The sequence below is a fragment of the Hydrogenibacillus schlegelii genome, assembly GCF_001653195.1.
GTDB lineage: Bacteria > Bacillota > Bacilli > Thermicanales > DSM-22653 > Hydrogenibacillus > Hydrogenibacillus schlegelii.
The window spans coordinates 221,004-238,177 of the sequence record NZ_JXBB01000001.1 but is presented as its reverse complement, the minus strand read 5'-3'; the positions used below and the strand labels follow the sequence as shown (position 1 = coordinate 238,177).

General features: G+C 68.9%; 17 protein-coding genes. 16 read left to right on the top strand and 1 reads right to left on the bottom strand.

The features are described from left to right. Positions 1-103 precede the first annotated feature (103 nt). The 15 genes from mutL to SA87_RS01040 all read left to right on the top strand — a co-directional run bounded on the left by mutL (position 104) and on the right by SA87_RS01040 (position 15,501). Complete coding sequence (gene mutL / locus SA87_RS01110; protein WP_066197794.1) at positions 104-2,131, top strand: DNA mismatch repair endonuclease MutL; 2,028 nt, start codon at positions 104-106, stop codon at positions 2,129-2,131. Positions 2,132-2,159: 28 nt separating this feature from the next. Then, complete coding sequence (locus SA87_RS01105) at positions 2,160-2,978, top strand: class I SAM-dependent methyltransferase (protein WP_169793292.1); 819 nt, start codon at positions 2,160-2,162, stop codon at positions 2,976-2,978. Next, complete coding sequence (gene miaA / locus SA87_RS01100) at positions 2,975-3,955, top strand: tRNA (adenosine(37)-N6)-dimethylallyltransferase MiaA (RefSeq protein ID WP_066197790.1); 981 nt, start codon at positions 2,975-2,977, stop codon at positions 3,953-3,955. Before SA87_RS01105 ends, miaA begins: the two co-directional genes overlap by 4 nt. A gap of 37 nt (positions 3,956-3,992) precedes the next feature. Then, entirely contained in the window at positions 3,993-4,253 is a 261-nt protein-coding gene (gene hfq, locus SA87_RS01095) for an RNA chaperone Hfq (RefSeq protein WP_066197788.1), read from the top strand. Between the two features lie 177 nt (positions 4,254-4,430). Next, positions 4,431-5,051, top strand: coding sequence for a genetic competence negative regulator (locus SA87_RS01090; protein ID WP_066197786.1), 621 nt, complete (start codon positions 4,431-4,433; stop codon positions 5,049-5,051). 134 nt (positions 5,052-5,185) lie between these two features. Then, positions 5,186-6,532, top strand: coding sequence for a Glu/Leu/Phe/Val family dehydrogenase (locus tag SA87_RS01085; RefSeq protein ID WP_245637590.1), 1,347 nt, complete (start codon positions 5,186-5,188; stop codon positions 6,530-6,532). Between the two features lie 234 nt (positions 6,533-6,766). Beyond that, positions 6,767-6,973, top strand: coding sequence for a hypothetical protein (locus tag SA87_RS01080; RefSeq protein ID WP_066197784.1), 207 nt, complete (start codon positions 6,767-6,769; stop codon positions 6,971-6,973). 60 nt (positions 6,974-7,033) lie between these two features. After that, a complete protein-coding gene (locus SA87_RS01075; RefSeq protein WP_066197781.1) occupies positions 7,034-8,383 on the top strand; it encodes a PepSY1/2 domain-containing protein in 1,350 nt (449 codons plus the stop codon). Between the two features lie 198 nt (positions 8,384-8,581). Then, on the top strand, positions 8,582-9,256 hold the full coding sequence (locus tag SA87_RS01070) for a flagellar brake protein (RefSeq protein WP_169816873.1): 675 nt from the start codon (positions 8,582-8,584) through the stop codon (positions 9,254-9,256). Between the two features lie 250 nt (positions 9,257-9,506). Further along, the gene (cmk, locus tag SA87_RS01065; protein ID WP_066197775.1) at positions 9,507-10,196 is read left to right on the top strand and encodes a (d)CMP kinase; all 690 of its coding nucleotides are present in this window, start codon (positions 9,507-9,509) and stop codon (positions 10,194-10,196) included. Positions 10,197-10,210: 14 nt separating this feature from the next. Continuing rightward, positions 10,211-11,371 carry a 30S ribosomal protein S1 gene (gene rpsA / locus SA87_RS01060; RefSeq protein ID WP_066441596.1) on the top strand — a complete coding sequence of 387 codons (1,161 nt, stop codon included), beginning with the start codon at positions 10,211-10,213 and terminating at the stop codon, positions 11,369-11,371. Between the two features lie 215 nt (positions 11,372-11,586). Next, on the top strand, positions 11,587-12,303 hold the full coding sequence (locus tag SA87_RS01055) for a hypothetical protein (RefSeq protein WP_066197773.1): 717 nt from the start codon (positions 11,587-11,589) through the stop codon (positions 12,301-12,303). 112 nt (positions 12,304-12,415) lie between these two features. After that, the gene (der, locus tag SA87_RS01050; protein WP_066198052.1) at positions 12,416-13,756 is read left to right on the top strand and encodes a ribosome biogenesis GTPase Der; all 1,341 of its coding nucleotides are present in this window, start codon (positions 12,416-12,418) and stop codon (positions 13,754-13,756) included. 196 nt (positions 13,757-13,952) lie between these two features. After that, positions 13,953-15,077 (top strand): NAD(P)H-dependent glycerol-3-phosphate dehydrogenase, encoded by a 1,125-nt coding sequence (locus SA87_RS01045; RefSeq protein WP_066197771.1) that lies wholly within the window; start codon positions 13,953-13,955, stop codon positions 15,075-15,077. Positions 15,078-15,162: 85 nt separating this feature from the next. Further along, positions 15,163-15,501 (top strand): stage VI sporulation protein F, encoded by a 339-nt coding sequence (locus SA87_RS01040; RefSeq protein ID WP_066197769.1) that lies wholly within the window; start codon positions 15,163-15,165, stop codon positions 15,499-15,501. Between the two features lie 7 nt (positions 15,502-15,508). Here SA87_RS01040 and SA87_RS01035 read toward each other — a convergent pair whose 3' ends face one another. Then, positions 15,509-15,901, bottom strand: coding sequence for a hypothetical protein (locus tag SA87_RS01035; RefSeq protein WP_066197766.1), 393 nt, complete (start codon positions 15,899-15,901; stop codon positions 15,509-15,511). A 232-nt stretch (positions 15,902-16,133) separates the two neighbouring features. On the opposite strand from SA87_RS01035, the gene SA87_RS01030 reads away from it, so the two are divergent. Beyond that, entirely contained in the window at positions 16,134-17,066 is a 933-nt protein-coding gene (locus tag SA87_RS01030) for a hypothetical protein (protein ID WP_066197762.1), read from the top strand. Positions 17,067-17,174: the final 108 nt, after the last annotated feature.

The following is a 17,174-nucleotide window of genomic DNA, read 5'->3' as shown; positions in this document are numbered from 1 at the left end:
GTCGGGAGGGCCGCCTGCCCGACGAGCGTCCGTCGGGCAGGCGATCATCGCGGGCGGCCGGGGCTCGACCGGGTCTTGGGCGGCTCGGTGAAGGAGGGAGACGATGGGGCGGATCGTTCGGCTCGGTCCGGAAATTGCCAACCAGATCGCCGCCGGCGAGGTGGTGGAGCGGCCGGCGTCGGTCGTCAAGGAGCTCGTCGAAAACGCCCTCGACGCCGGCGCCCGGTCGGTGGGCGTCGAGATCGAGGGCGCGGGGCTTCGGCGGATCGCGGTCGTCGACGACGGCGAGGGGATGACGCCGGACGATCTCGTGGCGGCGTTCGATCGGCACGCCACGAGCAAGATCCGCGATCTTCGCGATCTTGAACGCCTGACGAGCCTCGGCTTCCGCGGGGAGGCGCTCCCGAGCATCGCCGCCGTCGCCCGGGTCCGCCTCACGAGCCGGCCGCCGGAGGCGCCGACGGCGTGGACGATCGAGGCCGCCGGGGGCGTCATCGGCCGTCCGGCGCCGGCGGAAGGGGCGTTCGGCACGGCGGTGGAGGTGCGGGATCTCTTTTTCAATACCCCGGCCCGGCTCAAATTTTTAAAGTCGGGCAAGACCGAGGTCGGCCACATGGAGGACGTCGTCGTCCGGGAAGCGCTGGCGCGGCCGGACATCGCCTTCCGGCTGGCCGTCGACGGCCGGGAGCGGCTGAAGACGGCCGGTGACGGCCGGACGGAACACGTCGTCTTGCAGCTCTTTGGGCCGGACGTCGCCGCCGGGCTGATCCCGGTGGAAGAGACCGCCGGCGACGTGAAGGTGGCCGGGTTCGTCGGCCGGCCGGAGCTCGCCCGGCGGTCGAAGCCGCTCTACATGTTCGTCAATCGCCGGCCGGTGCGGGCGCCGCTTTTGGTCAAAGGAGTGTTGGACGCGTACGAGACGCGCCTTTTGCGGGGGCTTTATCCGTACGCGATTCTCTATCTTGATCTCAACCCGACGCTGATCGACGTCAACGTCCACCCGGCCAAGTGGGAGGTGCGGTTTGCCGACGAAGGGCACGTGCTCGGCCTCGTTCGCCGGGCCGTCGGACGGGCCCTCGATCGGGCGCGGCTCATCCCGTCGGCGGGATGGCCGACGGGCGACCGGCGGCCGCCCGGGCGACCTTCCGGCGACGATCCGGCCCCTTCGGCTGGCGTCGGGGAACACGGCCGCACCGGGGTTCCGTTCGGGCCGATCTTTCGCGAGACGGGCGATCCCCCCCGGTCGGACCGACCGGCGCCGAAGCAGAGCGGCCGTTTTCCCCTTCCGGATGCCTTTTCTCCGGGCGTCGTGCGGGAGGCGTCGGCCGCCTACGGCGCCGCCGGGGCGAACACCGGGCGGCGACCGTCTTCCGGCGCCGCTTCGGGGGATCCGGGCGGGATGCGGCCGGCGGTCCGGGCGCTTCTTGCGGCGATGCGAGACGGCCGGGGGGATCGGGCGGCTTTTCCGCTTCCGACGGCCGATGAGGGGCGCTTGGCGCCGGAGACGCCGGAGCCGGTCGGGACGCCGGAGCCGGCCGGGGCGGGCGGGGAAAAACAGCCGTTTCCGACGCTTCGGCCGCTCCTTCAGTTGTACGACGCCTACATCCTCGCCGAAGGGGAGGACGGGCTGTACATCGTCGACCAGCACGCGGCCGAGGAACGGGTGCGATATGAGGCGCTCAAGCGCCTGGCCCGAGCGGGGGGAGGGGGGACCGTCCGGCCGCTCGTGCCGATCGAGCTTGCGCTTACGCCGGCGGAGGCGCGAGCGCTGGCGTCGGCCCGGTCGGCGCTTCAGGCGCTCGGGTTTGAGCTGGACGCGGTGGACGGCCGCATCGCGCTGACCGGATATCCCGCCTGGGTGGAGGAGGAGGCGGCCCGGGCGCTCCTCATCGCCGTCTCCGACGGCGAGGCAGCAACGGTGGAGACGCTCCTTCACGTCATGGATGAGGCGCTGAAGACGAAGGCGTGCAAGGGCGCCCTCCGGGCCAACCGGCGGCTCGGCGACGCTTCGATGGCGGCTCTTCTCCGGGCGCTGGCCGAAGCGGAGGAACCGTACACCTGCCCGCACGGCCGTCCGGTCCTCGTCCGGCTTGGTCCGGAGACGCTGGAGCGCTGGTTTCGTCGGCGTTAAAGGGGGTGCGCGCGGAACGAGGATGAGCGTGACGGAGCGCTACTTTTTCACCACGGCCCTCGAGGCCGATCGGGAGACGCTTCGGGCGGCCCGGGCTCTGGCCGAGCGGTACGGCCTTCCGTTCGTTCCTCGAAAAAAACGATCCCTCCGGTCGCTCGTCGAAGAGCGGCAGGCGGACGGGGCGTTCGTCTACGGCGCCGACGGCCTCCGGCTCGTCGATTCGGACGGCGGCGAAACCCGTTTCCATCCGGGGACGGCGGCCGTCCGTATAAAGCGCCTACGGGCCGGAGAGACTGACCCTATGGTGGAATTTGCCAGACTCGCCGCCGGTGACCGGGTGCTCGACGCCACCGCCGGGCTCCTTCACGACGCCCTCGTCGCGGCCTACGCCGTCGGTCCGGAGGGGGAGGTCGTGGCGGTGGAAAAAAGCCTCCCCCTCTACATCCTCTCCGACGCGGCCGTCCGCCGTCCGCCGGACCATCCCCCGGCGGTGCGGGAGGCGCTGCGGCGGATCCGCCTTGTCCACGGCGATCACCGGGCGGTGCTGGAGGCGATGCCGGCCCGGTCGGTGGACGTCGTACTGTTCGATCCGATGTTTCGGCGGCCGGTCGCCCGTTCTCTGACGTCGAACCGCCCGCTCTATCGCTTTGGCGCGCCGGATTCGCTTTCCCCGGAGGCGTATCGGGCGGCGCTTAGGGTCGCCCGGAAGGCGGTCGTCGTCAAGGAGCGGCCGGAGGCCGAAGTGTTCCGCCGCTTCGGCCTTGAAGTGCTGCCGCGAAAGGCGTCGTTTACCTTCGGCCGCCGGCTCGTCGGCGCCGCGGCGGTACCCGAAGGAGAAAGGCGATGACGGGTTCGGAGGCAGGCGGGCGGCCGGACGGGGTGCTCATCGCCCTCGTCGGTCCGACGGCGGTCGGAAAGACGGCGCTTTCCCTCGAGCTGGCGGAGCGGTTTGACGGCGAGATCGTCTCCGCCGATTCGATGCAGGTCTATCGCGGAATGGACATCGGGACGGCCAAGGCGACGCCGGAGGAGCGGGCACGGATCCGGCACCACCTGATCGACGTCGCCGATCCCCGGGAGCGATATTCCGTCGCCCGGTATCAGCGGGAGGCGCTCGCCGCGATCCGGGACATCCGGGCCCGAGGAAAGGTGCCGTTTCTCGTCGGCGGCACCGGCCTTTACGTCAATGCGGTCGTGTACTATCCGCAGTATCGGTTTGCGCCTGGGAGCCCCGGGGCGCTCCGGAGACGGCTGGTGGAACGGGCCCGGCGGGAGGGCGCCCACGCCCTCTGGCAGGAGCTTTCGATCCGGGCGCCGGAGGTGGCCCGGCGCATCCCCGCGAACGACGTCCGGCGGATCGTCCGGGCGCTCGAGATGCTGGCGGGGGAGGGGGCGGGGCTTTTGCCCAATGCGCCGCCGCCCGAGCGAAAAAGTCCGTTTCATCTGCTTATGATCGGACTTACGATGCGCCGGGAGGCGCTTTACCGGGCGATCGAAGCCCGGGTCGAGGCGCAGATCGCCGCCGGGCTTCTGGATGAAGTCCGGCGCCTCCTCGCCGCCGGCGTCCCGCCGGAGGCGACGGCCCTTCAGGCGCTCGGCTACAAGGAGCTCCTCGGCGTCATCCGGGGCGAGGAGTCGCTGGAGGCGGCCGTCGCGCGGATTAAGCGGCGGACGCGGCAGTATGCCAAACGGCAGCTCACGTGGTTTCGCCGACTTCCGGACATCGAGTGGGTTCCGTGGGATGAGGACGTGCGGCCGGATTCCCGCCCAAAAATTTTTGCCCGCGTAGCAGGACATCTCGCCGCCGACGGCGAAAGCCTATAGAGAAAAGAAAGATAGACGCAGAGGAGGATCGGCCACCATGAGCCGCTCGGTCAACATTCAGGATGCCTTTTTGAACACCCTGCGGAAGGAGAACATCCCCGTCACCGTCTATCTGGTGAATGGCTTTCAGCTGCGGGGCCTCGTCCGCGGTTTCGATAACTTTACCGTCATCATCGAGACCGAAGGACGGCAGCAACTCGTCTTCAAACACGCCATCTCCACTTTTGCGCCGGCGAGAAACGTCAACCTCCAGCAGGCCCAGGCGAAGGCAGAGGCGGAGGGAGACGCGAACGCATAGACGCCCCTTCTTTTTGCCGTTTACGGATCGCCCGACCCCTGATATAATAAAACCGGTCCCGTCTAGGCGTGCCGCCTCCGCGAGGGGAGGCGGATCGATCCGGCGCCCGGCCGGGGGAAGAGGGGGGCCGGTCGGCGGCCGCGAGGCGGCGCCGCCGGCAAAAAGGAGGGGACGCGGATGCGCATCGAACGGATCGCTCCGGACAAGGTGCGCTTTTTCCTCACGCTCGACGACCTCTCGGAACGGAACATCGACAAGGACGATCTCTGGAAGGATCTGCCGAAAGTCCACGAATTGTTCAATGATATGATGGAACAGGCCTACTATGAGGTCGGCTTTGAAGTGAGCGGCCCGGTGGCCGTCGAGGTGTTTGCGTTGCCGTCGCAGGGGATGGTGGTCGTCGTCTCCAAGGCGTCGGAGGAATCCGACGGGGAACCGTTTGACGGCGAGACGATCGAAATGGAGGTCACCCTTGAGACGCGGGACGACATCGCCTGCGCGTTTCGGGACTTTGAGCATCTCCTGGCCGCCGTCCGGCGGGTGCGGTCCGTCGTCGGGCCGGCAGGGCGGCTCTACCACTACAAGGGGCATTACGTGCTCTACTTTGAGCCGCTGGCGCTCGACGAGGCGGAGTATGAAAAGCTCGTCGCCAACCTGGCCGAGTACGGGGATATCGTGCCGGTGACGATACACGTCCTGGAAGAATACGGGAAGCCGATCATCCCGGAGCGGGCGGTGGAGGTCCTCGGGCGGTACTTCGGGGAAGGCGGCCCGTTCGTCGACCCGGCCGGTCGCTGACCGGCCGGGTCGACGGGTCGGCGGTGTTTCGTTCGGTCGCCTTGGGCGGAGGGCGGAGCGTCGATGCGCTCCGCTTTTTTTGTCCGTGGGCTTGCAGGGGGGGTCGCTTGCGCCGCTTCGCCGTTGGTGTATACTTGTGGACGGAACGAACGCGATCCGAGGTGACCGGTATGGACAAGCGGGGGCGTCCGGCGGCGGCGCCGGCGTCGGCCTCGATCCGATCTCCGGCCGAAAGCCCTTCGGCGGAGACGAATCTCCTCGCCGAGACGCAGGCGATCATCAAAGAGGCGCTGCAAAAGCTCGGCTATCCCGATGCGATGTATGAGCTTTTAAAAGAGCCGCTCCGCTTTATCACCGTCCGCATCCCGGTGCGGATGGACGACGGCAGCGTGCGGGTCTTCACCGGCTACCGCGCCCAGCACAACGATGCCGTCGGGCCGACGAAGGGCGGCGTCCGCTTTCATCCGGACGTGACGCCGGACGAGGTGAAAGCGCTTTCTATCTGGATGAGCCTCAAGGCCGGCATCGTCGATCTGCCGTACGGCGGCGCGAAGGGGGGCATCGTCGTCAACCCGGCGGAGCTGTCCTTCCGGGAGCTTGAGCGCCTAAGCCGCGGCTACGTCCGGGCGATCAGCCAGATCGTCGGGCCGACGAAGGACATTCCGGCGCCGGACATCGCGACCAACGCACAGATCATGGCCTGGATGCTCGACGAGTACAGCCGCATCCGGGAGCACGATTCGCCGGGGTTCATCACCGGCAAACCGATCGTCCTGGGCGGAAGCCAGGTGCGGGAGACGGCGACGGCCCGCGGCGTGACGATCATGATCCGGGAGGCGGCGAAGAAGGTCGGCATCCCCCTCGAGGGGGCGCGGGTCGTCATCCAGGGGTTCGGGAACGCCGGCAGCTACCTCGCGAAGTTCATGCACGATGCCGGCGCGAAGGTGATCGGGATCTCCGACGTCTACGGCGGCCTCTACGATCCGGCCGGGCTCGACATCGACCGGCTTTTGGAGCTTCGGGATTCGTTCGGCACGGTGACGCGGCATTTTAAGGAGACGATCCCGAACAAGGCGCTTCTCGAGCTCCCGTGCGACATCCTCGTCCCGGCGGCGGTGGAAAACCAGATCACGTCGGAGAACGCGCCGAACATCAAGGCGAAGATCATCGTCGAAGCGGCCAACGGGCCGACGACGAGGGAGGCGACGCGGATCCTCACGGAGCGGGGCGTCTTCATCGTGCCGGACATCCTCGCGAGCGCCGGCGGCGTGACGGTGTCGTACTTCGAGTGGGTCCAGAATAACATGGGATACTACTGGACGGAAGAAGAAGTGCTGGCGAAGCTGGAAGAAAAGCTCGTGCGGGCTTTTCGGAACGTCGTCGCCATGGCGGAAAGCCGCGGCGTCGACATGCGGCTGGCGGCGTACATGGTCGGCGTCCGGCGGATGGCCGAGGCGTCCCGCTTCCGGGGCTGGGTCTAGGCGAAACCGCGGGGAGGGCGCCGGCGGCGGTTTCGGCGGCGGGCGGAACAACGCGCGTCAGGGGCTTTCGGCCGTCCGGGCGAAAGCCTTTTTTACATCGCGCCCTTCATCCCGGCCGGCCGCGCCGATCGCCGCCGTACCGGCGCTCAGGGGCGCCCGCTCGGCGCCGGCACCGCCGGCGGCCGAGCGACACATCATAAAAGAAACGGATCGGCGTCAAAGGAGGGCGGGGAGATGACGGAGGCGCAGGAACCGAAGCACGAGGAGGGGGGTCGCGTGCGACGCGAAAAAGTCCGCATCCAGTGCAACCGGTGCGGCGAGGTCTACATCCTCCGCGGGCGACGGAACAAATCCGGCGAGATCGAGACGGGCTTCGTCCAGTGCATATGCGGCAACACCGACGACTTTACGATCACGCCGCTGGAGCCGGCGGTGCGGTGAGCCCGGCCTGCATAAGCCTCCTTTTCCCGGCCCATCTTACCGGGAGAAGGGGGTTTTTTCATGCGGCGTTCGACGTGGTGGACGGCGGCGGCGCTCGTCGCCTCCCTCATCGTGAGCCTGTACTGGGGCTACCGGGAGTCTCGGGAAAAAACCGCCCTCCTCATCCGGGCGGAAAACGCCTATCAGCATCATTTTGCCGATCTCGTCTCCACCGTCGACGATCTCCACGACGCCCTCGGCCGGGCGGTGGCGACGAACGGGGCCGGCCCCCAGTCGGCGACGCTGGCGGCCGTCTGGCGGCTGGCCAACGCGGCGCAAAACGCCGCCGGCGGCCTCCCCTTATCCCTCGTGCCCCTCGGCGAAACGGAGCGGTTTTTGAGCCGGATCGGCGAATTCGCCTATCAGCTCCTCCGGCGGGACGTCCACGCCCATCCGCTCACGCCCGAAGAGCGCCGCACGCTCCTCGAGCTTTATCGGGCGAGCGGCCGCGTGCGGGCGGAGCTGGAGAAACTTCAGGAGGCCGTCTACACCCGGAAGCTCCGCTGGATGGACGTCGAGCAGGCCCTCGCCCAGGCTGAACTTAAGGAAGACCACGGGCTGATCGACGGCCTCCGCTCCCTCGGCAGCGAATCGGAAACGTTTCTCAACATGGACCTGGGGCCGCTTCCGGCGTCCGGCGCCGAACGACGGGAGGCGGCCCTCCGGCGCCTCGGGCAGGAGATAAAGCCGATCCCGCCGGCGGAGGCGGTGGAACGGGCACGGTCGCTCCTCGGGCTTCCGGACGGCATCCGGGGGGAGGCGGTCGCGGTCCACGATGCGGCGCCCCTCTACGACGTGACCTTTTCCCCGGACAAAGACGTGACCGTCACGGCGGAACTTTTGGGCGACGGGCGGCTCCTCTGGTGGATGAAAAGCCGCCCTTTCGGCCCGGCGCGTTATTCGCCGGAGCAGGGGCGGGTTCGGGCCGAGCGGGCTCTCAGGGCGACCGGCCATCCGGCGATGGTTCTCGTCCGAAGCGAGGTGGAAGACGGGATCGGCACGTACACGTTCGTCCCGACCGCCGGCGCGGTGCGCCTCTATCCGGAGGCCGTCGTCGTCGTCGTCGCGCTGGACGACGGGGAGGTGGTCGGCCTCAACCGGTCGGATTACGTCCTCTTTCACCGGGAGAAACGGCCTCCGCTTCGCCCGATCCTCTCCCGGGAAGCGGCTCAGAAGAAACTGGCGCCGGACTTCCGGGTGGAGGCGTCCGAGCTGGCGCTCATCGTCGGCGAGACGGGGAAAGAAGTCCTCACGTACGCCTTCACCGGCTCCCTCGGCGGAAGCCGCTACCGGATCTTCGTGAACGCCGACACCGGGCTCGAAGAGAGCGTGGAAATCCTTTCGGGATCCGGTGAAGGAGAGGAAAGGTAAGCGGGAAAGCGGTAATCCCAACCGAGCAAGCGGAACGGGGAAAAGCGAAACAAGCGGACGAGGGAAGCGGAACGAGCGGGAGATGGAAAACGGAGAAAGCGGAAGGCGTAGACGGAACAGAACCGTTCGGCTACAATGAAATCGACCGGTCGGACAACGGGGCATGCCAAGACGGCGGCCGGTCGGAAGGCGACGGAGATGGAACCGGATATCGGCCAGGTGGTGACCCTTGAGCCGCTCGACGAGCCGACGCGCCGCTACCGAAGCCGGGTGGCCGACCGGGATGCTTCCGCCCTCTATCTCGACATCCCGCTCGATGAAGCGGAAGGCCGCCTCGTCCATCACTGGCCGCGGGGCCTTCGGCTGACGGTGACATGGGTCGACGCATCCGGCGGGGTGTTCCGTTTTCCCACGACGGTCCTCGGCTTTGCTCGGCGCGGGATCCCGCTTCTTAAGGTGGCGCTGCCCGAAGCCGGCACCGTCCAGCGAACCCAGCGGCGGCAGCACCTTCGCGTGCCGGCGCTCATGCCCCTCGCTCTGGAGCTCGGCGACGGGCGGCGGTTCGTCTTGCGAACCCACGACGTGAGCGCCGGCGGCCTGTCGTTTCCTCTCCCGCCGGGGCTGATGCTTGCCCGCGGAGACCGGCTTCAGGTTTACGTCGCCCTTCAGTTCCGAAACGGCGCGGTGGAGCCCCTGAGCGCCGAAGCCGAGGTCGTCCGGCTGTGGGAAGAAGGGGGCGATCCCGTCCGGCGGTTTGCGTCGGTGAAGTTTCTCGGCTTAAGGCCTCGAGACGAGGCGCGACTCGTGCGCTTTGCGTTCGATCGGCAGATCTTTTTAAGGGAAAAGGGCCTGCTCGACGAGCCGCGGCCGTAAAAGGGCCGAAGCCGGAAAGGCGGCCTTCGATGCCGCCGCCCGGCGGACGGCCGGAGTCGGCGGGGCGGACAACCCCCGTTGAGTTCGGCCTTCGAACGTGGTATAATGCGGTTGGAGCAATTGAGAATTGGATAGGGGCAAGGGCGAGTGCGCGGTGCGGCGGGCGTTGGGGAACGTACATAGGCTCCTCGAACAAAGCAGGACCTGCCCTGCTTTTTCTTATTTTTGTTCTGGCACGGAGTGATGAGCGGTGCGGGCTATCGCCATCGACGGTCCGGCTGGCGCAGGGAAGAGTACGGTCGCCCGGCGCGTCGCCGAACGCCTCGGCGCCAAATACATCGACACCGGCGCTTTTTACCGGGCCCTCGCCTTGAAGGCTCGAGAGGCGGGCGTCTCGGCGGACGACGAGGAAGCGCTGGCCCGCCTCTGGGCCGAAAGCGAGATCGCCCTGGAAGGCGCCGGCGGCGCCGTGCGCATTCGACTGGACGGGAGGGATGTGACGGAAGCGATCCGCCGGCCGGAGATCGGCGCCGCCGCGTCCCGGGTGGCGCGGCACCCGGCGGTACGGGCGGCGGTCGTCGCCCGGCTCCGGCATCTGGCCGAGCGGGAGGCGGTCGTGATGGACGGGCGGGACATCGGGACGGTCGTCCTGCCCGAGGCGAGGATCAAGATTTTTCTCACCGCTTCGCCGGAAGCGCGGGCCCGGCGGCGGCACGCGGAGCTTGCCGCGGCCGGGTATGCGGTCCGGTTTGAGGACGTTCTGGCGGAGCTCGTGGCGCGCGATCGGCAGGATATGACGCGGGAGACGGCGCCCCTTCGGAAGGCCCCCGATGCGATCGAAATCGATACGACGGACAAGTCGATCGAAGAGGTCGTCGGCGCCATCGTCGCCCTGGCCGAAGCGCAGCACCAGGCATTTTTGTCCGTGGAAGGACGCTAAGGAGGAACGCAGGCATGATGGAAGAGCACGAAGCGATGCACGGGGGCGAGCTGGCGATTCCGCAGGTCGGGGACCGGCTCACCGGGAAGGTCGTCAAGATCGAGGACAAACAGGCGCTCGTCGACGTCGGATACAAGTACGAGGCGATCCTCCCGATCAGCGAGGTGTCGGCGCTTCACATCGACCGGATCGACGACGTCCTGTCCGTCGGCGACGAGATCCGGGTGCAGGTGAAAAAGGTCAATGACGAAAAGGAAGAGCTCGTCGTCTCCAAACGCATGGTCGACGCCGAGGAGGCGTGGGCGCGCCTCGCGGGATACCGGGACCGGGGCGAGGCTTTTGAGGTGAAGGTGCACGACATCGTCAAGGGGGGCCTCGTCGCCGACGTCGGCCTGCGCGGCTTTATCCCGGCGTCGCAGGTTTCGACGTCGTTCGTGGAAGATTTCAGCGACTACAAAGGCAAAACGCTCAAGGTCAAGGTGCTGGAGCTCGACCGGGAGCAAAACCGCGTCATCCTCTCGCACCGGGCGGTGCTGGAAGAGGAGGCGGAGGCGAAGAAGGCGGAAGTGCTTTCGCGGCTTCGTCCCGGGGACGTCGTCGAAGGGCGGGTGGCCCGCTTTGCCGATTTCGGCGCCTTCATCGACCTGGGCGGCGTCGACGGGCTCGTCCACATCTCGGAGGTGTCCTGGGAGCACGTCGAGCACCCGAGCGAAAAGCTGAAGATCGGCGACGTCGTCAAGGTGAAGGTGCTCAAGGTCGATCCGGAGAGCGAACGGGTGAGCCTGAGCATCAAGCAGGCCGAAGCGAGTCCGTGGGAGCGGGCGAAGGACGAGATCCGGGTCGGCGAGATCCGGGAGGGCATCGTCCGGCGGCTCGCCTCTTTCGGAGCGTTCGTCGAGCTCATGCCGGGGGTGGAAGGCCTCGTCCACATTTCGCAGCTCGCCCGCCGGCGGGTGGCGACGCCGAGCGAGGTCGTCTCGCCGGGGCAGAAGGTGCGGGTGAAGGTGCTGGCCTTCTCGCCGGAGGAAAAGCGGGTGAGCCTGAGCATCCGGGAAGCGGAAGAGGCCGAACCGGCGCCGCGCCCGGAGCCGGCGGCGAAGGAGGAGGACAAATCCGGCTTCGGCGTGACGATCGGCGATCTTTTGGGCGATCGCCTGCCGGATGCGTGGAAGTGAAGGTCCCATAAAGCCGAACCGGCGCTATCGGGCGCCGGTTTTTCGTTGGTCTTGCCCGCGGCGGCCGGGGGTTCCCGGGCAACCGCGGCGATTTCCGGCGGCGGATCCGGCTTCCCGACGGCGGTTTTCGTGCCTTCCTGCGGGTTAACGCCTTCCTGCGGCGGCTAAAATGGTAAAATCAGCCTTCCAGGACAAAGCCGCAGGAGGAGACGGTCGTGCCGGACGGATACGCCTGGCTTTCGCTTGCCGTCTGGTGGGGGCTCTGGCGAAGCGGCGTCGTCGACGGTCGGGCGGGGGGGTGGTTTCTCGCCGCCGCGTTTCCCCTCGTCCTCGATCTCACCGGCCTTTCAGGCCTGAACGGCGCCGCTTCGGCCCTTTTGGTGCTCGGCGCGCTCCGCCTGGCGCCGGACGTTTGGCGGGCGCCGTTTGCGGCCGTCGGCCGGACGCTTTTGGCCGCCGGCCTTGGGATGGCGCTTCTTGTGGCGCTCGTGGAAAGCCCGGCCCTTCGGATCGTGCCGGAGCCCGCCCTGCCGTGGGCGGCCCTTGCCCTCGTCGTCGCCGCGCTCAGCGATTCGGAGGCCGAAGCGTGGGCGCTCGCCACCCTCGCTTGGGCGGCGCTCGCCCTCGCCGTGTCCGCCCTGCGCGCCGCCTTCCCGCAGACGGTCGATTTGCCGGCGCTTCCGCCCGGCGATCGGGGGATCGGAGCGCTTTTCGCCGTCGTCTGGGCGGCGGTCGCCTGGCGGGCGGCCTTTTCGGCGGCCCGTTCCGCCGTGCACCGCTTCGGCGGCCTCCGGCGGCGGACGGCGCGTGACGCCGGCGGGCGGTGGGCGGACGGCGTGTTCGGCGCGGCGGAGGACGGGGTGGGCGCATCGGACGGTTTTTCGGGCGCCTCCGAGGGTTTATCCGGCGCGGCTCCGCGCCTTCGCCGATGAGCGGGACGAGCCGGATCGGATGGAGGGCCGCTTTTTAAGGCCAGACCGGCGGGCGGCTTTTGACCGCCTCCGGCGCCGATGGTACAATACCGCCGGATGCGAGGTGAGGGGAATGCTACCCGTCGTCGCCATCGTCGGGCGGCCGAACGTCGGCAAGTCGACGCTGTTCAACCGCCTCGTCGGCGAGCGGTGGGCGATCGTCGACGACCGACCGGGGATCACCCGCGACCGGCTTTACCGGGAGATCGAATGGCTGAACCGCCGGCTCGTCGTCGTCGACACCGGCGGCATCGAGCCGTACCCGGCGGATGAGATCGGAAAAAACGTCCGCGCGCAGGCGGAGCTCGCCATCGACGAGGCCGACGTCGTCCTGTTCGTCGTGGACGGCCAGACGGGACCGCTCGCGGACGACGTCGACGTCGCCGAGAAGCTCCGGCGTTCCGGCAAGCCGATCGTCCTCGCCGTCAATAAGATCGACCACCCCAAGCATCTGGAGCGGCGGTACGATTTTTACGCGCTCGGCCTGGGCGAGCCCTACGGCATTTCGGCCGCCCACGGGACGGGGATCGGCGAGCTGATGGACGCCGTGCTCGCCGCCCTTCCGCCGGCGCCGGAGGGGGCGCCTCGGGAGGAGGAGGGGCTTCGGATCGCCATCGTCGGGCGGCCGAACGTCGGCAAATCGTCGCTTTTAAACGCCCTCGCCGGAGAAGAGCGGGCGATCGTGAGCCCCGTCCCCGGGACGACCCGGGACGCCGTCGATACGGTGGTGGAACGGGCGGGAGAGCGGTTTGTCCTCGTCGATACGGCCGGCATCCGCCGACGGGGTCGCATTTACGAGCGGGCGGAAAAGTACAGCGTCCTTCGGGCGGAGCTGGCGATGCGACGGGCGGACGTCGTCTTCGTCGTCCTCGACGCGACGGTTGGGGTCGTCGAGCAGGACAAGCACATCGCCGGCGCGGCGGAGCGGGCCGGGCGGGGGCTTTTGCTCGTCGTCAACAAGTGGGATCTCGTCGACAAAGACGATAAGACGTACGACCGGTTCGTGAAGACGGTGCGGGAGGAACTCGATTTCGTCGCCTATGCGCCGGTGGAGATCGTCTCGGCCCGGACCGGGCAGCGGGTGGGGCGGCTGTTCGATCTGGCGCGGCAGGTGGCGGAAAACCACGCCCTGCGCCTTCCGACGTCCCGCCTGAACGACGTGCTTCAGGAGGCGATCGCCCTCACGCCGCCGCCGTCCCGGGGTGGGGCGCCGCTTCGGATCAAGTACGCGACGCAGGTGGGCACGAAGCCGCCGACGATCGCCCTCTTCGTCAACGATCCGGAACGGCTTCATTTTTCATATGCCCGCTATTTGGAAAATCGGTTCCGGGAGGCGTTTCCCCTCACCGGAACGCCGCTTCGTTTCGTCATCAAGCCGAGCGATCCGGCGCGGGCCCGATCGGAGCGCTCGTAGCGGAGCCGTCCGGTCGGAAGGTGGGGAAGCGCCGAAAGCCCCCGGAAAGGGAGCGCCGAAGATCGTCGGAGGGAGAACGCTGAAGGCGCCCGGTCGGGAGCGCCGAGGATCGCCGCGGGGAGCGAAGGTCGCCGCGCCGAAGGCCGCCGGACGGCGGGCCACCGCCGGGCGGTCGGAGCGGCCAAAGATCAAGCCGATGGGAGAGGAGGCCATGGCGGATTTCCGCCGGGTCGCGGTCGTCGGCGCCGGCAGCTTCGGCACGGCGCTGGCGCAACTCATCTTCAACAACGGACACGAGGTCGTCCTCTGGGGTCGGGATCCGGCGCACGTCCGGGCGCTGGCCGAAACGCGGGAAAACCGCCGCTACCTGCCGGGCGTTTTGCTTCCGCCGTTTGCCGTCACCGCCGACCTCGCGGAGGCGGTATCGGGCGCGTCGGCGGTGCTTTTCGTCGTCCCGTCCCAGGCGATGCGGTCGGTGGCGGCGGCGGCGGCGGCCCATCTTTCGCCGGCGGCCCTCGTCGTGAGCGCCGCTAAGGGGCTCGAGCGAAGGAGCCTGAAGCGGATGTCGGAGGTGCTCCGGGATGTCCTCGGCGCCCGCACGGCCCGGATCGTCGCCCTCTCCGGCCCGTCGCACGCGGAAGAGGTCGCCCGGGAGATGCCGACGTCGGTTGTCGTCGCCGGCGCTCGGGAGGACGCCCGGGAGGCCCAGGGGATCTTGTTCCGGCCGACGTTTCGCGTCTACACGAACGACGATCTCGTCGGGGTGGAGCTGGCCGGCGCGCTCAAGAACGTCATCGCCCTGGCCGCCGGCTTGGCGGAAGGATACGGTTACGGGGACAACGCCCGGGCGGCCCTCATCACCCGGGGGCTTCACGAGATCGCCCGGCTGGGCGTTCACCTCGGCGCCGCGCCGATGACGTTTGCCGGCCTGGCCGGCATCGGCGATCTCGTCGTGACGGCGACGAGCGAGCACAGTCGGAATCGCCGCGCCGGCCGGTTGATCGGCCGGGGGGTGCCGCCGGATGAGGCCCTCCGGTCAATCGGCATGGTCGTCGAAGGCGTCGTGACGACGGAAGCCGCCTACGCGCTCGCCGCCCGGCACGGCGTGAGCATGCCGATCACCGAGGCGCTTTACCGCGTCCTTTTTCGGGGGGAAGCGCCGGCGCAGGCGATCGAGGCGCTTTTGTCCCGGGAGCCGACGGAAGAAGGGGCGATGCCGCTCCTCGAGACGTGGGTTCGAGCCCGGCGGGAGAGCGGTCGGCCGTCCGCCGGCGGCACCCGTCCGGCCGGGAAAAACGCCTCGGACGCCCCCGGACCATAGAAGCGCCGCGCCGTCCGGGAAGAGGGAGCGAGCGCCCGAACCGCCTCCCGCCGGGGCGCATACGCTGGACCGAGGAGGGGAGAGCATGAACCTCGGTCAGCTGCTCGAACTCATCGGACAGGCGGCCAGCCGGCCGGTGGACGGCCGGGCGCTCATGGACGTCGCCAAGGACGTCCGGGCGGGCGACCAGGACGACGAAGCGAAGATGCGGGCGCTCGTCCGGCGGCTTTCGGCCCTCATCGGCCTGAAGCTTTCGCCGGAAAAAGAAGAGCGCATCATGCGCTACCTGCGGGAAAACCGCTTTACCGGGCCCGAGTCGATCCGGAAGCTCCTTGAGCAAAAAAGGAACGATGGACCCGCAGCGGGTGAGCGCGCGCCCTCCGCGGCCAAAAAGAACGCCGCGCCGAAAAAGAACGCCCCGTGACGGGGCGTTATTTTTTGCCGCCTTTTTCACCCGCCGCGTCGTCATCGGGAGACCCGTCGGCGAGGAGCGCCCGCACCGCCGGGTGGGAGAGCCAGCGGCGGATTTTTTCCGCATCGATGGCGGCCAAAACGTCGACGATCCGCTCCAGGCGCTCGAGGGGCGTCTTCGAGTTTTGGCCCCTCATCCAGGCGGCTTTCAGGCGTTCCAGGCCTCCGAGTTCGTTGAGCAGCGTGAGGAGGGCGACGACGCTCTCGAGCGTCTGCTCGAACTTCCGGATCGAACCGCCGAGCTCGCCGACGGTGTCTTGGAGCGGCCGGAGGTGTTCGAGGAGCGCGGCGAGGGCGGCATCGGCTCCGGGCGTCTCCGGCTGAGGCCGGTCGGGTTTTGGCGCCTCCGGCATCCGCCTCCCTCCTTTCGGTCCGCCCTTGATCACCGTATGCGGCGACGGTCGCGGCGTTCGGGCGCCGGCGTCCGGAAGCTGTCCGGTCGAAAGGGTTTGACCGCCCCGATGCCGCGCCTTTCGATCGGGGAGAAAAGCCGGTACAATACGGCTAACCGGATGGGCGGCCGCCGAGCGCCGGCCTCTTTAGTTAAAGTCGGCCGGACGCCGGCGGCCGTCGGGAGGGATCGCGTTGCTGGAAGCCATGACGGTGTTCGCGCTCGTCGCCCTGGCGGGCGTCCTCGTCCCCTGGAGCCGGGAACGCCGGGCCGGCCGGCGGCGCCGGGCGGCGTTCGATCTCCGGGCGCTGGCCCGGGGAGGGGCGTCGGCGGCGGCCCTTTGGGCGCTGGGCGGCTGCCTCTCCCCCGGCGCGCCGGCGGTCGAAGATCTCCCCCGAGACGTGGCCCGGGTTCAGTCGGCGGTCGACGCCTATGGGGCCGCTCGGAATGCCCTCCCGGTCGCGCGGCCTCCGGACGATGCCGATCGGATCACGGGCGTCCCGCTCGACATGAGCGCCCTCTATCCGACGTTTTTGGACCCGATCCCGTCGAGCGCTTTTGAACGGGGAGGCGTCTACCGCTACGTCCTCGTTCCGCTGGGCGACGGGATGGCGGTTCGGCTGGCCGATCTTCGCATCGCCGATGCGGTCGAACGGGTGCAGCGGGCCGTGGCGGCTTTTCACCGGGCGACGGGGCGGCTCCCGGTGGCGGAGGAAAAGGGACCGGACGAACTCGTCATCGACTACGGGGCGCTTCACCTGGCCAAGCCCGCGCTCATCTCTCCCTACAGCGGCCACGCCCTCGGGCTCATGCTGACGCGGGACGGCCGGGTGTACGCCGACTACCTGCTCGATCTCGCCCTCCTCCTGCGGGCGCAAGGCGCCCCGCCGGCCGGTTCGACCGCACCGGCGATCCCGGACAGAGCCGGCGCGCCGGAACCAAGCCCGAACGGGCCGGCCGCTCCGGCGGACGCCGGCACCCCCGGCCCGCCGGCAGAGGCTTCGGGCGGCTCGGGCGATCTCCGGCGGCTGTTCGTCGAGCGGACGCTCTTCGTCCCGGTGGCCTCGGTCCCGTACGGGCTCGAGGGCGGCGAACCGGTGCTCCGGCCCGACGGGGCGCTTCGATAGCCGACGGGCGCTTCGATCGGCGGAGCGCCTCGGCCGCCCCGGTCGGAATCTCCGCTCGCCACGCATAGCCGGCTTCGGCGCGCATATATTGGGGATATCCAAGCCCGT